We start from the raw sequence: 19,694 nt of genomic DNA, 5'->3' as shown, positions 1-19,694 counted from the left end.
GCCACATCGCAGGGATCCTACTGGAAGACGGCATCCGGGTTATCCAGGCTGTCGGACCCTTCGAATCCGATATCCTGCAGGCCCAGAACGTTCACCGCGCGTTCGATGTCGCGGGTCTGGGCAATCAGCGAATCGACTGCGGCAAGGATCAGCGCCTCGCCATCCTGATTTCCGCGCGCCAGAAGCTGATCGTAGGACGTGCCGGCTTCGGCCACGGTTTTCAGACGACCCAACTTGGCGACGCTGTCGTTCAGGCCCGCGCGCAGCGAGGCGTCGATCTGGGGGTCGGCGGCGGCGACCAGCGATGACAGGCTTTCGCCGGTCACGACGCTGCCGTCCACGCGGGTATATTCGCCCAGATAGACATTCCGGATGCCGATCCCGTCATAGTAATGGCTGTCATGGGTGTTGTCCGAGAAACAGTCATGTTCCTCTTCGGGGTCGTTCAGCATGACCCCCAGCTTCATCCGCTCGCCCGCCAGTTCGCCATAGGACAGGCTGCCCATCCCGGTCAGCATCGCGCTGATCGCGGCATCGGGATCGGCGGTCAGGCCGGTCGCGGCCTCGCCGCCGTCGGCCCATTGCGCGGTCATCCATTCCAGATCACTGACCAGCAGATCGGCGGCGGCCTTCAGATAGGCGGCGCGGCGGTCGCAATTGCCCCCGGTACAGTCCTCGCCCTGCGCATAGTCGGTCCAGGGGCGTTCGCCGGCGCCATGATCGGTGCCGTGCAGATCCTGACCCCACAGCAGGAATTCGATGGCGTGGTATCCGGTCGCGACATTCGCCTCGATCGCGTCGGCCTCGTGCAGCGTGTCGGACAGCAATTCCGGGGTGATCTGTTCGGCGTCCACCTGATTGCCGGACAAGGTGAAGCTTTTCTGGCTGACGACGTTCAGCGCGGCATATTCGTTTTCATCGGACGCGCCGCCATAGGACGGATCGACATAGTCGATCAGCCCTTCGTCCAGCGGCCATGCGTTCACCTTGCCTTCCCAGTCATCGACGATCGCATTGCCGAAACGCAGCGCCTCGGTCTGCATATAGGGCACGCGCGCCGCCTTCCACGCGGCGCGCGCGGCTGTCAGGTTGTTGGCCGACGGGTCCGCGATCAGCGCGTCGATGGCGGATTGCAGGTCGCGGGCGGTGGTCAGGCTGTCGTCATAGCTTGCATGGGCGATCGCGACATAATTCGCGACCACTTCCGGCTTGCCGGCAAGGGCGGGTGCGGCGATCGCACAGGCCAGTGCGGATATGGCGAGGGTGGTTTTCATGACTGTCCTCCTGTCAGGTGCGGCAAGCGCGTGTTGCGCCACTTGTGGGCCGGTTCGGGGGCGCAAGTCAATTCCTGACAGCTTTGCTGGGTCAATTCGGTGCAATTCGCAAGCAAAGGGCGAGCCTTCGGAGGAAGGCTCGCCCGGACTTGTGCGTGTAGGTGATATCAGTCGCGGAACCGGCGCGCGGCGGGCAGGTACTGCATCAGCAGCCAGTAGCTGACGCCCGCCGGGACAAGGCTGGCATACCAGCTGATCCCCGAGAAGATTAGCGCCGCGACGACACCGATCACCGTGGCGATGACGGCGGCCGGGTTGAAGCCCCGATAAGGTCCGGTCTCGTCATACAGATGTCCCAGGTTCAGGGTCTGCTTGCGGATGATATAGTAATCGACCACCAGGATCGCGAAGATCGGGCCAAGGAAGGCACTGTAGGTCTGGATGAACAGGCTGAGGCCCGCCGCGGATTCGTCACGGACCAGCATCCACGGGAAGGTGCAGAAGGCCAGCAGGCCAACCACCACCGCCGAGGTGCGGAAGTTCAGCTTGAAGATGTCCATCAGCGCATAGGCGGGCGGGACGACGTTGTTCAGGATGTTCGTCGTGACCTGAGCGAAGGCGATGAACAGCAGCGTCACGACCAGCAGCAGCTTGTTGTCCACGGCGCTGGAGAAAACCTTGATCGGATCGACCTGGCCGGTGGCGCCCGACACCATCAGGCCGATCAGACCCATGAACAGCGTCGCGGGCAGGATCGAATTCGCATAGATCACGACCTGACGCACCGACCCGACCTCGTGGCGCAGTTCGCGGCTGTAGTCGGACACGTTCAGCATCATCGTCGAATAGATGCCCAGGAACAGCATCGTCGCGCCCCAGAACGGTGCCCCCCAGGTGCCGTCCACGTTGACCAGGTTTTCGCTGATCTCGGTGCCGTATTTGCTGATGACGCTGAAGAACATGTAGACCAGCGATCCGATGATGAAGACCGAGCCGATGTTTTCCAGCCATTTGATGCCGTGAAAGCCCAGCACCGACAGGCCGATCTGCAGGAACTGGAAGCCGATGAAGAAGACCCAGATGTTCGAGTAGCCGAACATCGTCTCGCTGACCAGGTTCAGCGCGCCCGCGCCGATCCAGCTTTGAAAGCCGAACCAGACGATCGCCGGCACCGACCGGACCAGTGCCGGAAGCCGCGTGCCGGAAAAACCGAAGGCCGACCGCGCCTGCACCATGAAGGGAATGCCGTATTTGTGGCCGGCGCGGCCGTTGATCATCAGCGCGACGCCGATCACTGTACAGCCGATGGCGATGGCCACGAAGGTCTGCAACAGGTTCAGCGTGCCGACCAGGCCCGAACCGATGGTGAATGTGCCGATCGACACGCAGCCGCCCAGCCAGGCGAACAGGTAGGACCAAGGGTCCATGATGCGGGTCTGCTGCGGGGCCAGCGATTCCTCGCCCACGCCCTTTTCGTGATCTTCGACCGGCACGGCGCCGGCGGTGAAATCGGTCTGGGTCATATCAGACTCCCTGTCTTGGGTGATGTGGATTATTTCTTGTTGGGCACCGCATAGGCGCCGATCTTGCTGGTCTTCAGCCCGGCGCCCACCAGCGCCTCGGCAAATTTCGTGGCGACGGTCACGCCGTCGATGACCGGAATGCCGGTTTCCTGGGACAGCCATTCGGTCAGGTCGGACATCCCGGCGCAGCCAAGGACGACCGCTTCGCAGTTATCCTCGTCGATGGCGCGCAGGATCTCGTCGCGGACAAGCTGGCGGGCATTCGATCCGGGTTCTTCCAGCGCAAGGACAGGGATCGCGGCCGAGCGGACCTTCCGGCACTGATGGTCCAGCCCGTATTTGCGGACCAGTTCCTCGATGATCGGGACCGACCGGGGCAGGGTCGTGATGACCGAGAACGATGTCGCGATCATGCTGGCCGCCTTGCAGGCTGCCTCGCAGATCCCCAGGACGGGGCCGGTGGCGATTTCGCGGCATGCGCCGATGGACGGATCGTCAAAGCACGCGACGACGATGGCGTCGGCATGCGCGGCCTCGGCCTCCTGGACTTCGCGCAGAAGATGGGCCGCCGACATCACCTCGTCGAAATGGCCTTCGATGCTGGCGGGGGCGCCATGGGCTGTGCGGCCTTCGACCTGCACATGATCGCCGGCGGCGGCGCGGGCCGAGGCGATGATCTTGTCGGTCATCGACTGGGTCGAGTTGGGGTTGATGACAACTAGTTTCATGCGTTTCCCTCCGTGAGTCGCATTATTGATAACACAGATTGTTAACAATCCAATATTATTTTTCTGCCAAAGCGCTGTGCGCGAGGCTGTTGCGTGCGCCCGTCCGGCGTGCAATCTGAGTCCAATGGACAAGCCGCTTGAGACAATCATCGTTGACAGCATCCTGGACGCGATCGCCGATCAGCGGCTGCGCGCCGGGACCAAGCTTGGCGAACAGGCGCTGTCAGACCTGTTCGCCTGCAACCGTGCCCAGGTGCGCCGGGCACTGGCGACGCTGACCGCCTATCAGGTGGTTGATCACCTGCCCAATCGCGGCGCCTATGTCGCCACGCCGACACCGCAGGACGCGCGCAATATCTTCCAGGCCCGCCGCGCCATCGAGACGGTGATCTGCCGCAATGCGGTGCGCGAGGCCACCGATGACGACATCATCGCCTTGCGCGCTCATCTGGCCGAGGAAGACGCCGCGAAGGGCCGCGACAACCGCCCGGCCGCTGTCAGGCTGTCGCGAGGGTTCCATGTGCTGCTGGGGCGGATCGGACGAAACCCGGTACTGGCCCGCTATCTGGAAGAGCTGACGATGCGCAGTTCGTTGATCATCGGACTTTATGCCTCGGGCCAGGCGACGCTGTGCGCCGAAGACGAACACGCGCGGATCGTCGAGGCGATTGAACGGCGTGACGAGGCCGATGCGCAGCGCCTGCTGGACCAGCATCTGCGCCATATCGAGGCTGGCATTGCGTTCGACGACAATCCGCCGGCGACGGGGGCACTGTCGGCCGTGCTTGGCGACTGGCGCGGCTGATCCGTCGACTCGCCCATCGCGGGTGACGGCAACCGCCAATCTGGCAGCAAACCGGGTTCTTTGATCGTCTGGAGATAATCTTTTCCGATCCCGCAGATTAATCGCGGACTTCGCGCTGTCATCCGAAGGGTGTTGCTTCGGTCACTTCTGCCAAGCACCCATCCCCGCGTCAGAATTTCTCTGGCTTCTTGAAAACAACAGCGGAAAAAGGCGGCGGATTTCTGCTGCCCTGGTATCTTCGCGCACTGGCATGATCATGCGAAACCCATGTAGGGAAAGGATTTACCCCGCAGGCAGCTTGCGCGGCATTCCGCCGAGGTCTGGGCGCGACTCGCGATTGCGAAAATTCGTGTTTGCGCGGATTTCAAGCTAAAAAATCCGAAGAATTATCAGAAAATTTATTGACATGGCACGCTTAGCAGAGCTTTTTGAAAGGCGAGTTCGCGGCATCACCCCAACGCCGCGACACCGCGAAATCAAATCGGTAGGTTGTTATGCAACGGTTCGTCTGCACAACCGCACGGGGTGCGCTGTTGATGTTTTCTTCGCTGGTTCCGCTGGGTGCATACGCCCCCGGAACGCTGATGGTGACAGCGCTTGCCATATCGGTCGGTGCCGGCGCCCAGCCCCTTCAGGCACAGACCACGCCCCCCCCGGATCCCTCCGAAACATCTGCTGTCGGCGATCCGGTCACCAACCCGGTCACGGGAACCGAGACGACGGTCAGCGCGCTGCTGGTCGATCCGGCGGGGACACCGACAGCCGGCGACACGGCGTTCGTCCAGACCGCAGATGGATATACGTTCCTGGTCAAGGCGGCGGGCGAGACGTTCTATAACAGCGACAGTCCGCCCGTCGCCTTCACCATCGGCAGCATAAGCGGCGGCGACGCCGAGGTTTCCAGCCCCGGCGCGACAGGCACGCAGGCTTTCCCGCTGGGACAGACGACGACTGCGTTCAACGATGATTTCAACAGCACCGGAACGCCCGGAGACCTGACGCCGCCGGTGGATGTCAGCGGTCCGAACGGCGTGCGGCAAGTGGTCTTCGGTCGCGACGGCAGCAATGGACGCGCGGGCGCGCTGTTCGTGCCGCCCAGTTCGGGCGGTGACGGGGTTGGGGGACCGACCCAGGTCCAGACACTAAGCAGCGACGTCAATGCGACCTCGAATATCGGCTGGGAAATCGGCAGCGTCGGTGGCGCGGGTGGGCGCGGCGGCGATTCCTATCTCAGCTTCTGGGACGGTCGCGACGGCGGCGATGGCGGTGCGGGCGGTCGGGTGATCGCCACTCAAGGCGCAGCCAGCACCATCCAGACCACCGGCACCAACAATTACGGCATCTTCGCCTACAGCCGCAGCGGCCGCGCGGGTGATGGCGGCAGCGGCTTTGCGGCGCCCGGCGGCGGCACCGGCGGGCACAGTTCCAACGGCGGCCATGTCACCGTGAACCAGTCTGGCGAAATCTCGACCAGCGGCACGAACGCGCATGGCATCTATGCACTCAGTGTCAGCAACAACGGCGGAAACGGCGGCAACCAGTGGGGGCTTGTCGGACAGTCCGGCAGCGGCGGCTTTGGCGGCGACGGCGGGCAGGTCGATGTGAATACCTTGGCGGGTGCCACGATCCTGACGACCGGCGATTTCGCCAACGGCATTCTGGCGCAATCGATCGGCGGCTCTGGCGGGTCGGCGGGGATCAGTGGCAACCTGCTGGTCTCGCTGGTCGGCAGCGCCGACAACGGCGGCAACGCATCTGCGGTCAATGTCAGCAACGCGGGCGCGATCCAGACCCAGGGCGCGTTGTCGCGCGGGATCATGGCGCAGTCCATCGGCGGCGGTGGCGGCGCGGGCGGCACGGCGGCCGGTCTGGTCTCGCTGGCGCTGGGGGGCGTGGGTTCGAATGGCGGTTCGGGCGGCGCGGTCAGCGTCACCAATACCGGCACTGGGTCGATCGTCACGACCGGTCTGCTGTCTGACGGGATCATGGCGCAATCGATCGGTGGCAGCGGCGGGCAGGGCGCGAACGCGTTCGGCCTTGTCGGCATCGGCGGCACCGGGTCGCGCGGCGGCAGCGGCGCGGCGGTCAGCGTCACCAATCTGGGACGTATCGAGACCACTGGTGACGGCGCGCGCGGCATCGTCGCGCAATCCATCGGCGGCGGCGGCGGCGATGGCGGGTCGTCGGCGGGCATGGTCGCGGTCGGCGGATCGGGATCTGGCGGCGGCAGCGGCAACACCGTGACCATCGTCAACGACGGTGTCATCACCACGCGCGGCGACGACGCGATGGGCATTCTTGCGCAATCCATCGGCGGCGGCGGCGGAAATGGCGGATCGGCCGGTGCAGTCGGCGCCTTTGTCGGCGTTGCCATCGGCGGTGGCGGCGCGGCGGGTGGCGCGGGCGGCACCGCGAATGTCACTCTGTCCGACACGGATGCCAGCCAGCCATCGCAGATCCGGACCGAAGGCGACCGCGCAACTGGCGTCTTCGTGCAGTCAGTGGGCGGCGGCGGCGGCAATGGCGGCGGCGCGGTGTCGGTCGCTGTGGGTGCGTTCGGCGCGGCCTCGGTGTCGGTCGGCGGGTCCGGCGGCGCCGGTGGCGCGGGTGGCACGGCAATCCTGACCGGCAGCGGCGATGCCTCAGTCCAGACCGGCGGCGACGACGCCACGGGCATCCTGATGCAATCCGTGGGCGGCGGCGGCGGCAATGGCGGCTATTCGGTCGCGGCGGCGGCATCGGGCGGACCGGTTTCGGGCTCGCTGGCGGTGGGCGTCGGCGGGTCGGGCGCGGCTGGTGGCGCGGGCGGCGCGGTGCGCGTCGGCACGATCGACGGCGGCGGCAATCTGACCGCGCCCGGATTTTCCGGCAGCGTGGTCACGACGGGTGATCGCTCGACGGGGATGTTGTTCCAGTCGATCGGCGGGGGCGGCGGCAATGGCGGGCTGGCGGTTGCCGGTTCGGGCGGCGGCTCGCTGATCTTCTCGGGCAGCGTGTCGGTCGGCGTCGGCGGCTCGGCCTCTGGTGGGGGTGCCGGAGGCCGGGTCCGCGTTTACACCGATTCGAATGTCAACACCGTGGGCGACAGCTCGACCGCGCTGATGGTTCAGTCGATCGGCGGCGGCGGCGGCAATGGCGGTGGCAGCATCGCCGCGGGTGTCAACGGCAGTGCAGGCGGCGCGGCAGGCATCAATGTGGCGGTCGCGGGCAGCGGTGCTGCGGCCAGCGCGGGCGGTGACGTGAACCTGATCGCGGGCGGCGACCTGATTCGCACGCGCGGTCGCTTCTCGACCGGCGTTCTGGCGCAGTCCGTGGGCGGCGGCGGCGGCAATGGCGGCTATGCGATCGCGGCCGGGGCCGACGGCGCCGGTGCCGGCGCGGGCAACGTCAATGTCGGCATCGGCGCCTCGGCCGGCGGTGGCGGCGCGGGCGGCGTGGTCGACGCGCGCGTGGACGCCGCTGTGGATACGCTTGGCGACGATTCCGGCGCCATCGTGGTGCAGTCGGTCGGCGGCGGCGGCGGCAATGGCGGCTTCGGCATCGCTGCGGGTGCGGCGGGCGGCGGGGCCGGGGCAGGCAACGTGACTGTCGGGCTGGGCGGTTCAGGCGGGTCTGGCGGCGCGGGCAGCACCGTGATCGCGGCCGTGAATGGCGACGTGGCGACCCAGGGCGACCGGTCTGCCGGCGTTGTCGCCCAATCCATCGGCGGCGGGGGCGGCAATGGCGGATTTGCCGTCTCGGGCGCAGTCTCTGGAGCGGGGGTCGGCAGCGGCTCGGTCGCAGTCGGGCTGGGCGGCGGTGCAGGTTCGGGCGGCACCGGCGGTGCGGTGACGGCGGCCGTGACCGGCGACGTGACGACCGAAGGAACCGATTCGACCGCCATTCTTGCGCAATCCGTCGGCGGCGGTGGCGGCAATGGCGGCTTCAGCGTGGCCGGAACGATTACCGGCAGCGGAACCGGCAGCGGCGCGGTCAGCGTGGGCCTTGGCGGCGGCGGCGGCGCGGGTGCTGCGGCAGGTGCCGTGACATTGACCAGCGATGGCGCGGTCTGGACGCAGGGCGATCGGTCGTCGGGTGTCGTGGCGCAGTCGATCGGTGGCGGCGGCGGCAATGGCGGCTTCAGCGTGGCGGGCTCGGTCGCGGGCGCGGGCGTCGGCGCGGGCACGGTCAGTGTCGGGCTAGGCGGCAGCGGTGCCGGAGGCGGCGCTGCGGGTGCGGTCGATGCGACCTCGAACGGGACCATCCTGACCTATGGTTTCGCCTCGTCGGGCTTTGTCGCGCAATCCATCGGCGGCGGCGGCGGCAATGGCGGTTTCTCCGTCAGTGCGGCCCTGTCCTTTGCCGGCACCGGTGCGGGCAGTGTCGGTGTCGGACTTGGCGGCAGCGGCGCGGGCGGGGGTGACGGCGCGGGGGTGACGGCGGCGACATCGGCGAATGTCGAAACGCGCGGCGACGCATCCGCCGGCATTCTTGCGCAATCCATCGGCGGCGGCGGCGGCAATGGCGGCTTCAGCATCACGCCGACGCTGACCGGGGCGGGCGTCGGATCAGGCGCGATCTCGGTCGGGCTGGGCGGCAGCGGCGCTGGCGGCGGCAACGGCGGCAGCGTCGGTCTGACGGTCGCCAACGGCGTGCTGACGCGGGGCGATCAATCGGCGGCGGTGGTCGCGCAGTCGGTCGGCGGCGGCGGCGGCAATGGCGGCTTCAATGTCACGGCGGCGGGCACCGGCGCCGGCACGGGTTCGGGTGCCGTCGGCGTCGGGATGGGCGGGCGCGGTGCCGGTGGCGGCACCGGCGGGACAGTGACCAGCGACGTGACAGGAAGCTTGACCACGCTTGGCGACAGTTCCGGCGGGCTGGTCGTGCAGTCGCTTGGCGGCGGCGGCGGCAATGGCGGCATGAATGTCAGCGCGGCGGTCGCGGTCGCGGGCGTGGGATCGGGTGGCGCGTCCGTCGGGCTTGGCGGCGCTGCGGGCGCGGGCGGCGATGCGGGCACGGTGACCTCGTCGCTGACCGGCGATGTCACGACCGTGGGCATCAACTCCGGCGGCGTGACCGTGCAATCGCTTGGTGGCGGCGGCGGCAATGGCGGGCTGAACGTCTCGGCCATCCTGACCGGCGCCGGGACCGGATCGGGCGGCGTCTCGGTAGGACTTGGCGGCAGTGGCGGTGACGGCGGTGACGGCGCAGCCGCGGACAGCACGGTCACCGGCAACGTCGTGACCTTCGGTGCGAACTCGTCAGGCGTCGTCGTGCAATCCGCGGGCGGCGGTGGTGGCAATGGCGGCATCAGCGTTTCGGCCGCCGTCAACCTCAGCGGCACCGGAGGCGGTGCGCTGGCCGTGGGCCTTGGCGGCAGCGGCGGCGGCGGCGGCGATGCGGACACGGCGACCGGGCGGGTGACGGGCGATATCACCACGGTCGGTCTGAATTCTTCGGGCATGGCCGTGCAATCGCTTGGCGGCGGTGGCGGCAATGGCGGGATCAGCATTGCGGGCGCGCTGAACGCGACCGGAACGGGCGGCGGTGCAGCCTCGGTCGGGATCGGCGGGTCCGGCGGCGACGGCGGACTGGCCTCGGCGGCATCCGGCACGTTGACCGGCGACGTGACGACGGTGGGTGACAGCTCGGGCGGCGTCCTGGTACAATCCGCCGGTGGCGGCGGTGGCAATGGCGGGCTCAGTGTGTCCGGCACCGTGAACCTGGCGGGCACTGGCGGCGGCGGTGTGGCCGTCGGGGTCGGGGGCTTTGGCGGCGGCGGCGGCGCAGCCGGGACGGCGACCGGACAAGTCACCGGCGACGTGGCGACGGCGGGCACGGATTCCTCGGCCTTCACGGTGCAGTCGCTGGGTGGCGGCGGCGGCAATGGCGGCCTCAGCGTCGCCGGAACGCTCAGCGCGGCGGGCACGGGGTCCGGCGCGGTGTCGATCGGCGTCGGTGGCTTCGGCGGCGATGGCGGCGCGGCCGCGGCGGCGTCGGGAACGATGTCGGGCGATATTGTCACCGCCGGGGACCGGTCCGGCGGGGTGCTGGTGCAGTCGGCCGGTGGCGGCGGCGGCAATGGCGGGTTGAATGTCAGCGGTGCGGTCAGCCTTGCTGGCACGGGTTCGGGCGTAGCATCGGTCGGGATCGGCGGCGCGGGTGGCGGCGGCGGTGCGGCCGATACGGCCACAGGCAGCGTGACCGGAGATGTTGAAACGGCGGGCGTCGATTCCGCCGGAATCACGGTTCAGTCGCTGGGTGGCGGCGGTGGCAATGGCGGGATCAACGTCTCGGCCAGCCTGACCGCGTCCGGCAGCGGCGGTGGCGGTGCGGCCATCGGGGTCGGCGGTTTCGGAGGCGCCGGTGGTGATGCCGCAGCGGCACAGGCCAGCGTCGAGGGCGATGTGCTGACCGAAGGGGATCGCTCGGGCGGGGTGCTGGTGCAGTCGGCGGGCGGCGGTGGCGGCAATGGCGGCCTGAGCGTCGCGGGTTTCGTCAACCTGTCCGGCAGTGGCGGCGGCGGGGCCTCGATCGGCATCGGCGGCATGGGCGGCGGCGGCGGCGATGCCGGGACGGCCAGCGGCACGATGACCGGTAACGTGACCACGGCCGGGGCGGATTCCGCCGGCTACTCCATTCAGTCGCTTGGCGGCGGTGGCGGCAATGGCGGCATCAACGTGTCCGGCACGCTGAGCGCGACGGGCAGCGGCGGCGGCGGCGCTGCCATTGGCGTGGGTGGCTTTGGCGGCGGTGGCGGCGACGCTGCCTCGGCCTTTGGCGCGCTGACCGGAGACGTCGCGACGGCGGGCGATCGCTCGGGCGGTGTTTTGGTGCAGTCGCTTGGTGGCGGTGGCGGCAATGGTGGGCTGAATGTCAGCGGTGCGGTCAGTGTTGCCGGCAGCGGCGGCGGCGCGGCGGCCATAGGAGTCGGCGGCATGGGCGGCGGCGGCGGCGCGGCGGACAGCGCGACCGGCAGCGTGACCGGCGATGTCCTGACGCTTGGAAACGATTCGACGGGCATGACCGTTCAATCGCTTGGCGGTGGCGGTGGCAATGGCGGCATCAACGTGTCCGCCGCGATCAGCGCCGCCAGCAGCGGCAGCGGTGCGGCGGCCATCGGCGTCGGCGGCTTCGGCGGCAGCGGCGGCGACGCGGCCGCAGCCACAGGAACCATGGCCGGTGACGTGCGGACCGAGGGCGACCGCTCGGGCGGGGTTCTGGTGCAATCGCTTGGCGGCGGTGGCGGCAATGGCGGGCTGAACGTCAGTGGCGCGGTCAGCCTGTCCAGCCAGTCCAGCGGCGCGGTCGGCCTTGGGATCGGCGGAGCCGGCGGTCTGGGCGGAGCGGGCAGCAGCGCGACCGGCCGCGTGACCGGCGACGTGACCACGCTGGGGGAAAACGCCGCGGGTGTGATGGTGCAGTCGGTCGGCGGCGGCGGCGGCAATGGCGGGCTGAATGTCAGCGGCGCTGTCAGCATCGCGGGCAACGGCAGTGGCGCGGCGGCCATCGGTGTCGGAGGCTTCGGCGGTGGCGGCGGGATCTCGGGTGATGTGACTGGTGCCTATACCGGCACCGCGCTGACCTTCGGTGACCGCTCGGCCGGGGTCGTGGCGCAATCGCTTGGCGGCGGCGGCGGCAATGGCGGCATCAACGTCTCGGCCGGCATCTCGGTCGGGTCCAGCTTCTCGGGCGCGGTCGGCCTTGGCGTCGGCGGGTTCGGCGGCGGCGGCGGACAGGCCGGTTCGGTCGATCACACGGTCGCGGGCTATGTCCAGACATCGGGCGACGATTCGATCGGCGTTCTCAGCCAGAGCCTTGGCGGCGGTGGCGGCAATGGCGGGCTGAATGTCAGCGGGGCGGTGTCGCTGTCGCGCCAGACCAGTGCGGCGGTCGGGCTGGGTGTCGGCGGGTTCGGCGGCAGCGGCGCCGATGCGGGCGTCTTGACGGCCTCGACCTATACCGGCGGTGTGCTGACCTTTGGCGACCGCAGTTCGGGCATCGTCACCCAAAGCCTTGGCGGCGGTGGCGGCAATGGCGGCACCAATGTCACCGGCAGCATCAACCTGACGCAACAGAACGGCGGCGCGGGATCGCTTGGCGTTGGCGGCTTTGGCGGCGGCGGTGGCGATGGCGGCGCGGTGACCAGCACTGTCGCGACCAGTGCCGCGACCGAAAGCTTCCAGACGCGCGGCGATGACAGCATCGGGGTTCTGGCGCAGTCGGTCGGCGGCGGCGGTGGCGCGGGCGGGCTGAATGTCAGCGGTGCGGTCAGCCTGACCGGCCAGTCTGGCGCTGCCGTGGCGCTTGGCGTCGGCGGCTTTGGCGGGGCCGGCGGCGACGCGGGGACGGTCGGCCTGGACGTGACCGGCACGGTCGGAACGATGGGCGACCGCGCGCATGGCCTGATGGCGCAGTCGCTTGGCGGCGGCGGCGGCACGGGCGGCACGAATATCTCGGGCACGCTGGCGCTGACCAAGCCGTCGGGGTCGAACACCATCTTTTCCATTGCGGCCGGTGTCGGCGGCTTCGGCGGCGGCGGCGGAGATGCCGGTGCGGTCGAACTTGGATATTCGGGCGCGCTGACCGCGCTGCCGCGCACGGTGAACGGCGACGGCACGATCACGCTGAACCAGACGCAGGGCGCGAACGGCATCGTCGCGCAATCCATCGGCGGCGGCGGCGGCGATGGCGGTGTGAACGTGACGGCGGGCGTCGCGATCAGCAGCAAGCCTGGCGCTGGCCAGACCGACCGCAGCAAGTCCTACGGCGTGCTGGTCGGTGTGGGAGGCTTTGGAGGGACGGGCGGCAACGCGGGCACGGTCGATGTGGACGTGGCCGAAGGCAGCACGATCACCGCGCACGGCACCGGACGCTCGGGCATTCTGGCGCAGTCGGTCGGCGGCGGCGGCGGCAATGGCGGTCTGAACGTCTCGGGCGGAATCGTGTCCGACACGTCGCTGATCGTCGGTGTCGGTGGCATGGGCGGCAATGCCGGACGCGCCGACGATGTGACCGTGACGGCACGCGCCGATATCGGCGTGACCACCGATCCGGATGATTTCGGCGAACCCGACGATGACAGTTTCGAGGCCAAGCTGCGCGACATCCTGGGCGATACCATCGTCGATGAAGCCGAAGACATGGTCGATTCAAAGGGGCTGAAGACCCTGTTCGTGGATCTGGGCCTGTTCAAGGGTGACGAACTGCCCGAATCCGAGGGCTCGGCCGGCCTGCTGGCGCAGTCGATCGGCGGCGGCGGCGGCAATGGCGGCCTGAACGTGTCGGGCGGCATCGCGCTAAGCAAGGACGGCAAGATCCCGTCTGTGACTTTCGGGATCGGCGGCTTTGGTGGCGCTGCGAATGTCTCGGGCAATGTCCTGGCCGATCATGTCGGCACGATCGGTGTCGAGGGCAACTGGAAGCATGGCATCTTCGCGCAATCGGTCGCCGGTGGCGGCGGCAATGGCGGGATGAATGTCAGCGGCCAGCTGAACTGGGGCAGTTCCGAGGGCACGGGCGGCGCCACTGATCTCAGCGTCGTGGCGGGGCTGGGCGGTCATGGCGGCGTCGGTGCGGATGCGGGCGATGTGGATGTGATCTCGGACGGCGATATCGCCACGCGCGGCTATCACGCACGCGGCATCTTTGCGCAATCGATCGGCGGCGGCGGCGGCACGGGCGGCATGAATGTCACGGCGGTCGGCACGAAGGACAGCTCTCCGGTGGCGATCGGGGTCGGTGGCTTCGGGGCCAGCGGCGGCGATGCGGGCGATGTCAGCGTCACGCGCGGCACCGCGACGGCATCGGCGGGACGTATCGACACCGATGGCGTCGGCGCGCACGGGATCGAGGCCAGCAGCATCGGCGGCGGTGGCGGCGACGCCGGGATCAACGCGGTGCTGGGCTTCAGCAAGACGACCGGATCGGGCAGCAATGGCGGCACCGCGGGGGACCGCAAGACGCCGACCAACACCGGCGTCGATGACAGCGTGATCGCCAATTACAACTCGGTCCTTGACGAACTTGAAGGCAAGACCACCACCACCACCCCCAGCGGTGGCAAGCAGGTGAATTCGGCTGTCGTCGCCATCGGCGGCTCGGCCGGGAACGCGGGCAATGGCGGTCAGGTTGATGTGACCCATTTCGGCGACGTCGAAACCCGGCAGAACGGCAGTCACGGCGTGTTCGCGCAATCGCTTGGCGGGGGCGGCGGCAACGCGGCCTTCAATCTGGGCCTGATCTTCGAAACCGGCAATGCCGACAAGAACAAGGGCTTCGGCCTTGCCATCGGCGGTGGCACCGGCAATGGCGGCTCGGGCGGCGATGTCGCCGTCGCCAATACCGGTGACGTGGACACCCATGGCGATGACGCGCACGGAATCTTTGTGCAGTCGGTCGGCGGCGGCGGCGGCAATGCCGGCTATACCTCGCTGACCAATGGCGGCGAGGGCGGCAATGTCGCCATCCAGATCGGCCGCACCGGCGGAACGGGCGGCACCGCGGGCGATGTCATCGCCAGCAGCGATGGGGATGTGGTGACGCGCGGTGCCCGTTCGCACGGGCTGTTCGCGCAGTCGATCGGCAATGGCGGCGGCAATTCCAGCGCGACCTCGGTCTCGCTGACCACGCCCAAGACGAACGACAAAAAGGGCACCACCTTCAAGCTGAGCGTTGGCCTTGAAGGCGGAGAGGGCGGCGCGTCCGGTAATGTCACGGCCGCGGCGGACGGTCTGATCTACACGATGGGCGATGATTCCCACGGCGTCTTCGCGCAATCGGTGGGCGGCGGCGGCGGCACCGGCGGCGGTGCGGGCGGTGCGGCGGGTGCGGGCACCTCCTATTCGTTGAATATCGGCGGCACTGGCGGCACCGGCGGGGTGTCCGGCAGGGTCGATGTGACCAGCACGGCCCGGATTGCGACCGAAGGCGCGCGCGCCACCGCCATCATGGCACAATCCGTGGGTGGCGCGGGCGGCACCGGCGGCTATGTGAAAAGCGGTACCACCGCGCTCAGCATCGCCAAGAACCTGATCAAGGGGGCCGAGATCGGCACCACCGCCTCGATCAATATCGGCGGCAACGGCGGCGAGGGCATGACCTCGGACGACGTGACGGTGGACAGCGGCGGGATCGTGTCGACCCTGGGCGAATCCGCGCATGGGATCTTTGCGCAGTCGGTCGGTGGCGGTGGCGGGATGGGCGGTCTGGTGGACAACACCATCGTCAATCTGCGCTCGACCATCGCGACGACCGCCACGCTGTCGATCGGCGGCAGCGGCGGCACCGGCGCGGTGTCGGGCGATGTCGACGTCACCAACCGCAGCACGATCATCACCTCGGGCAAGAAATCCGCAGGCATCCTTGCGATGGCCGTGGGCGGCGGCGGTGGCGACGCGCAATATGTGCGCAACATCATCGCCGGGCCGAATGCCGACAACAGTTCCCGCAATGCGCTGCTGATCGGCGGCTCGGGCGGGACGGGCGCGGCAGGCGGCGCGGTCAGCGTGGCCAACATCTCGGGCGCGCGCATCCAGACCTCTGGCACGGAAAGCCACGGCATCTTCGCGCAATCGGTGGGCGGCGGCGGCGGCAACGGCAGCGATGTTCTGTCGGTATCGGTCAGCCGCCCCGGCAGCACCGCCAAGGTCAGGCAGGGACTGCAACTGGGGATCGGCGGTTCGGGTGGCACGGGCGGCACCGGCGGCGCGGTCGATGTCCGCAATGACGGGGTGATCGTCACGACGGGCGCGGCTGCGCATGGCGTGCTGGCACAGTCGGTCGGCGGCGGCGGCGGCAATGGCGGCTATTCGATCACCGGCACCGCGACCTTGCAGACAGGGACCTCTTCGGATCCGACCATGGCACTGAATGTCGGCGGCTCGGGCGGCAGCGGCAATGCGGCGGGCGCGGTCAGCGTCACGAATGGCGGGCAGATCGACGTCGCGGGCGACGGCGCCTATGGCGTGCTGGCGCAATCCGTCGGCGGCGGCGGCGGCAATGGCGGCATGGCCATAGCGCTGTCGCTGAACGACCTGGCTGCACAGGCCAAGGGGCAATCCTATACCAAGCTGGCCGTGGGTGGCGCGGGCGGCGACGGCGCGGATGGCGGCGATGTCACCGTAACCCACAGCGGCACGATCACCGTGCGCGGCGACAACGCTTATGGCATCTTCGCGCAGTCGGTCGGCGGCGCGGGCGGCAATGCAGGGCTGTCGATCTCGACCCCCGTGGCGATGGCGGCGGACTATGTCATCTCGACCCTTCTGGGCGCACGCACCGGAACCGACGGGACGGCGGGCACGGTTACCGTGAACAGCACCGGCGACATCGTCGTGCTGGGCGCGAACAGCCAGGCGATCCTCAGCCAGTCGGTGAATGGCGGCGGTGGCAATGTCCAAACCTTCCTGGATTTCACCAAGACCGAGGCAGCGTCGGCGCGGACCCTGGCGGCGGCACCCGAGACCGGCCCCGATGTCGGCGTCACCAGCAGCCTGTCGCTTGGCGGCGAGGATGTCAGCGGCAGCGCCGGATCGGATGTCAGCCAGGTTCATCGCGGCGACATGCTGACGACGGCGGCAAGGTCCACCGGCATGCTGCTGCAAAGCGTCGGCGGTGGTGGCGGCACGGCGGTGACGGATGTGAAGGCCGGCCGCACCGGGGATCTGCGCGTGGATGCCATGCTGGGCGCGGTGAACACCAATGACGCCGGGGGCGGCGACATCACCGCCCGCCGGAACGGCGCGGTCGAGACGCGCGGCGACATGTCTGCCGGCGGGTTGACCCAGTCCGTGGGTGGCGGTGGCGGTCGGCTGATGCTGAATACCGGCGCTGGGCAAGCCGGCTCGGGGCAGCGCAGCGCCAATGTCACGCTGGGTGCCGATCCCTCCTTCCGCAACGATGGCGGCGACGTGTCGCTGCGCCTGCGCGGCGCTGTTGCGACGCGCGGCGATCACGCCAGCGCCCAGATCGTGCAGTCGATCGGCGCTGGCGGCGGACAGGCGATGATGGCCGGGCTGGATCGTGCCCGCGTCACCCTGGGTGCCAGCGACGGCTCGACCGGCGACGGCGGTGCGATCTCGCTGGCCAATCGCGGCAACGTGCAGACCGCGGGGGGCGGGGCACATGGTTTCGTGCTGCAATCCATCGGTGGCGGCGGCGGCATGGTCGCGACAGATCTGCGCGCCGGTTCGCTGAGCGTGAATCTGTCCGACGACAATGGTGGCGACGGCGGCAATATCGACCTTGAAAATCGTGGCTATGTCCTGACGACCGGACGCGATGCGGTCGGGGTTCTGGCGCAAAGCCTTGGCGGCGGCGGCGGTGCGGTGGACGGGCTGTATCGCGGCAGTGCCGGCGGTGCGGGCCGCGGCGGCGCGATCAGCATGGATCTGACCGGAAACATCCTGTCGCTTGGCCGTGATGGCATCGCGGTGATGGCGCAATCGGCGGGCCGCGATGGCGCGGACAGCATCTCGGTGGCGCTGGACGGCGTGATCGTCGGCGGCAGCGGAACAGCGTCGGGCGGCGTATTGTCGGCCCGCGCACCGACCCGGCCCGCGGGATCGACGGCGGGTCCGGCGGCCATCGTCGTGGATGGCGGCACGGTGAACACGGTCGATCTGTCCTCGGACAGCTTCCTGATGTCGCTGAACGACCGCATCCTGTCGGGCGGCAGCGGCGCCGATCAGGTGACACTGAACGGCGGCGCGGTCGGCAATGTCGATCTGGGCGGGGGGGCCAACCGGCTGGCGGTGACGCGTGGCGCAAGCTTTACCGCGCTGGACCGGATCGATCTGGGCGATGACGGTGCGATGCGGATCGACGGCGATCTGTATCTGGGCGGCGATCCTTATCTGGCCGGTGGGCGCAACCTTGGCGTCCGGACCCGCGCAAGCCAGTTCCGACTGACCCAGAATGTCAGCCAGACCACCGAGCTGACCGGATCGCTGAGCTTCGGTCGCAGCGCGACCTATACGCCCGATGTCTATTTCCGCACCGATGGCGCGGCGGGCGGTGACAGCGACCTGATCCGTGTGTCCGGCGACGCGACGTTGTCTGGCACGATCCGGCCGGTCCTGCAGCTGTTGCAGCGCACCGCGCCGCTGGCGCTGATCCAGGCCGAGGGTTCGGCCATCAACGACAGCACGCGCGTCGTCGATACGGCGGTGATCGACTATTCGATCAACGTGTCGCGGTCGGGCGGTATCAGCAGCATCAACCTGCTGGCCGATGCCGATTTCGCGGTGGCCGGCAGCAATCGCAACCAACGGCTGCTTGGCGATCACATCGGACGGGTTCTGGCCGGTCAGGGGTCGGCGCAGATGGGGCCGATGTTCGCGCTGATCGCGAACATGCAGACCCGCGCCGAGGTGATCGACGCGCTGGACCGGCTGAGTTCGGAAGGCTATGCGGCGACGCAGGTCGGGGCGCTGTATTCAGGTCGCCAGTTCGCCCGCACGATGTCGAATTGCGACAAGGCGAACATGGCCGGCGCGGCGGACGATCCGCGCGCGTGTTACTGGATCGCGGCCGAAGCCGCCAACCTGGATCGCGACGCGACCAGCGAAAGCAAGCGTTTCGCGCTGGACACCTCGACCTTCTCGGCGGGAATGCGGATGCCGGTCGGGGACGAGCTGTATCTGGGCATGGCCGCCGGGTTCGAGAATTACAGCATGTCGAACGGCGACCGGTTCATGGCCGATGGCAAGCGTGCCCATCTTGGCGTCTCGCTGGCGACCTATCGCGGCCCGTGGGAGGTGTATGGCCAGCTGTCCGGCAGCAAAGGCGATGCGGATGCGACCCGCGTGATCGGCATCTCGGGGGTGCTGCCCAACGGCGATGTCGTGACGGCGGGCACGGCCCATGTCAGCCAGACCATCAGCCAGGCCAATATCCGGCTTGGCGGCGGCTATCGCTATCAGCCGGCGGGCAGCAATTTCTATCTGCGGCCCGGTCTGGACCTGGATGCGACATGGCTTCATTCGGCCTCGGCCAGCGAAGGCGGCGACCGCTATGGGCTGGAGTTGAAGAAGACCAGCCAGTGGGTCCTGTCGGCGACGCCTTCGGTCGAGCTGGGCACCGACATCGCGACCGATGGCCAGAACCGGATGCGCGCCTATCTGCGCGGCGAGATGACATTCTCGAACGCCGACGACGTGTATGTGAACGCGACCTTCCCGGGCGCGGACCCGTCCGACGGCACGTTCCGCAACTACAGCCAGATCAGCGACCGCACCCGCCGCCTGAAGGCCGGCATGACATTCTATGGCAAGGACGGGGACGGCTACATGAATGTCGGCTATCAGGGCGAATGGGGACGTCAGGGAACAGTCGGTCATACCGCCAGCCTCAGCTTCGGAATGCGTTTCTGACAATTGCAAAT

At 68.6% G+C, this 19,694-nt stretch carries 5 protein-coding genes; 2 read left to right on the top strand and 3 right to left on the bottom strand.

Features of this window, described 5'->3' with window-relative positions:
- Positions 1 to 17: 17 nt before the first annotated feature.
- From J7359_RS01630 to J7359_RS01620, 3 genes are all read right to left on the bottom strand, one after another.
- Positions 18 to 1,274, bottom strand: a complete 1,257-nt coding sequence (locus J7359_RS01630) for an imelysin family protein (RefSeq protein WP_209054771.1) — start codon at positions 1,272 to 1,274, stop codon at positions 18 to 20.
- 167 nt (positions 1,275 to 1,441) lie between these two features.
- Positions 1,442 to 2,797, bottom strand: coding sequence for an NCS1 family transporter (locus J7359_RS01625; RefSeq protein ID WP_209054770.1), 1,356 nt, complete (start codon positions 2,795 to 2,797; stop codon positions 1,442 to 1,444).
- A 29-nt stretch (positions 2,798 to 2,826) separates the two neighbouring features.
- Positions 2,827 to 3,525 (bottom strand): aspartate/glutamate racemase family protein, encoded by a 699-nt coding sequence (locus tag J7359_RS01620; protein WP_209054769.1) that lies wholly within the window; start codon positions 3,523 to 3,525, stop codon positions 2,827 to 2,829.
- Positions 3,526 to 3,649: 124 nt separating this feature from the next.
- Between J7359_RS01620 and J7359_RS01615 the strand changes: the two genes are divergently transcribed.
- Together J7359_RS01615 and J7359_RS01610 are read left to right on the top strand one after the other, a co-directional pair.
- Positions 3,650 to 4,330 (top strand): GntR family transcriptional regulator, encoded by a 681-nt coding sequence (locus tag J7359_RS01615; RefSeq protein WP_209054768.1) that lies wholly within the window; start codon positions 3,650 to 3,652, stop codon positions 4,328 to 4,330.
- 536 nt (positions 4,331 to 4,866) lie between these two features.
- Entirely contained in the window at positions 4,867 to 19,683 is a 14,817-nt protein-coding gene (locus J7359_RS01610) for an autotransporter outer membrane beta-barrel domain-containing protein (RefSeq protein WP_209054767.1), read from the top strand.
- Positions 19,684 to 19,694 lie beyond the last annotated feature (11 nt).

The organism is Paracoccus sp. R12_2 (assembly GCF_017744015.1).
Lineage (GTDB): Bacteria > Pseudomonadota > Alphaproteobacteria > Rhodobacterales > Rhodobacteraceae > Paracoccus.
This window is presented reverse-complemented; position numbering and strand designations above follow the sequence as displayed.

Excerpts from the sequence above, each read along its gene's own strand:
- J7359_RS01610 (WP_209054767.1), top strand. The coding sequence starts at position 4,867 with ATGTTTTCTTCGCTGGTTCCGCTGGGTGCATACGCCCCCGGAACGCTG.
- J7359_RS01630 (WP_209054771.1), bottom strand. The coding sequence starts at position 1,274 with ATGAAAACCACCCTCGCCATATCCGCACTGGCCTGTGCGATCGCCGCA.
- J7359_RS01615 (WP_209054768.1), top strand. The coding sequence starts at position 3,650 with ATGGACAAGCCGCTTGAGACAATCATCGTTGACAGCATCCTGGACGCG.
- J7359_RS01625 (WP_209054770.1), bottom strand. The coding sequence starts at position 2,797 with ATGACCCAGACCGATTTCACCGCCGGCGCCGTGCCGGTCGAAGATCAC.
- J7359_RS01620 (WP_209054769.1), bottom strand. The coding sequence starts at position 3,525 with ATGAAACTAGTTGTCATCAACCCCAACTCGACCCAGTCGATGACCGAC.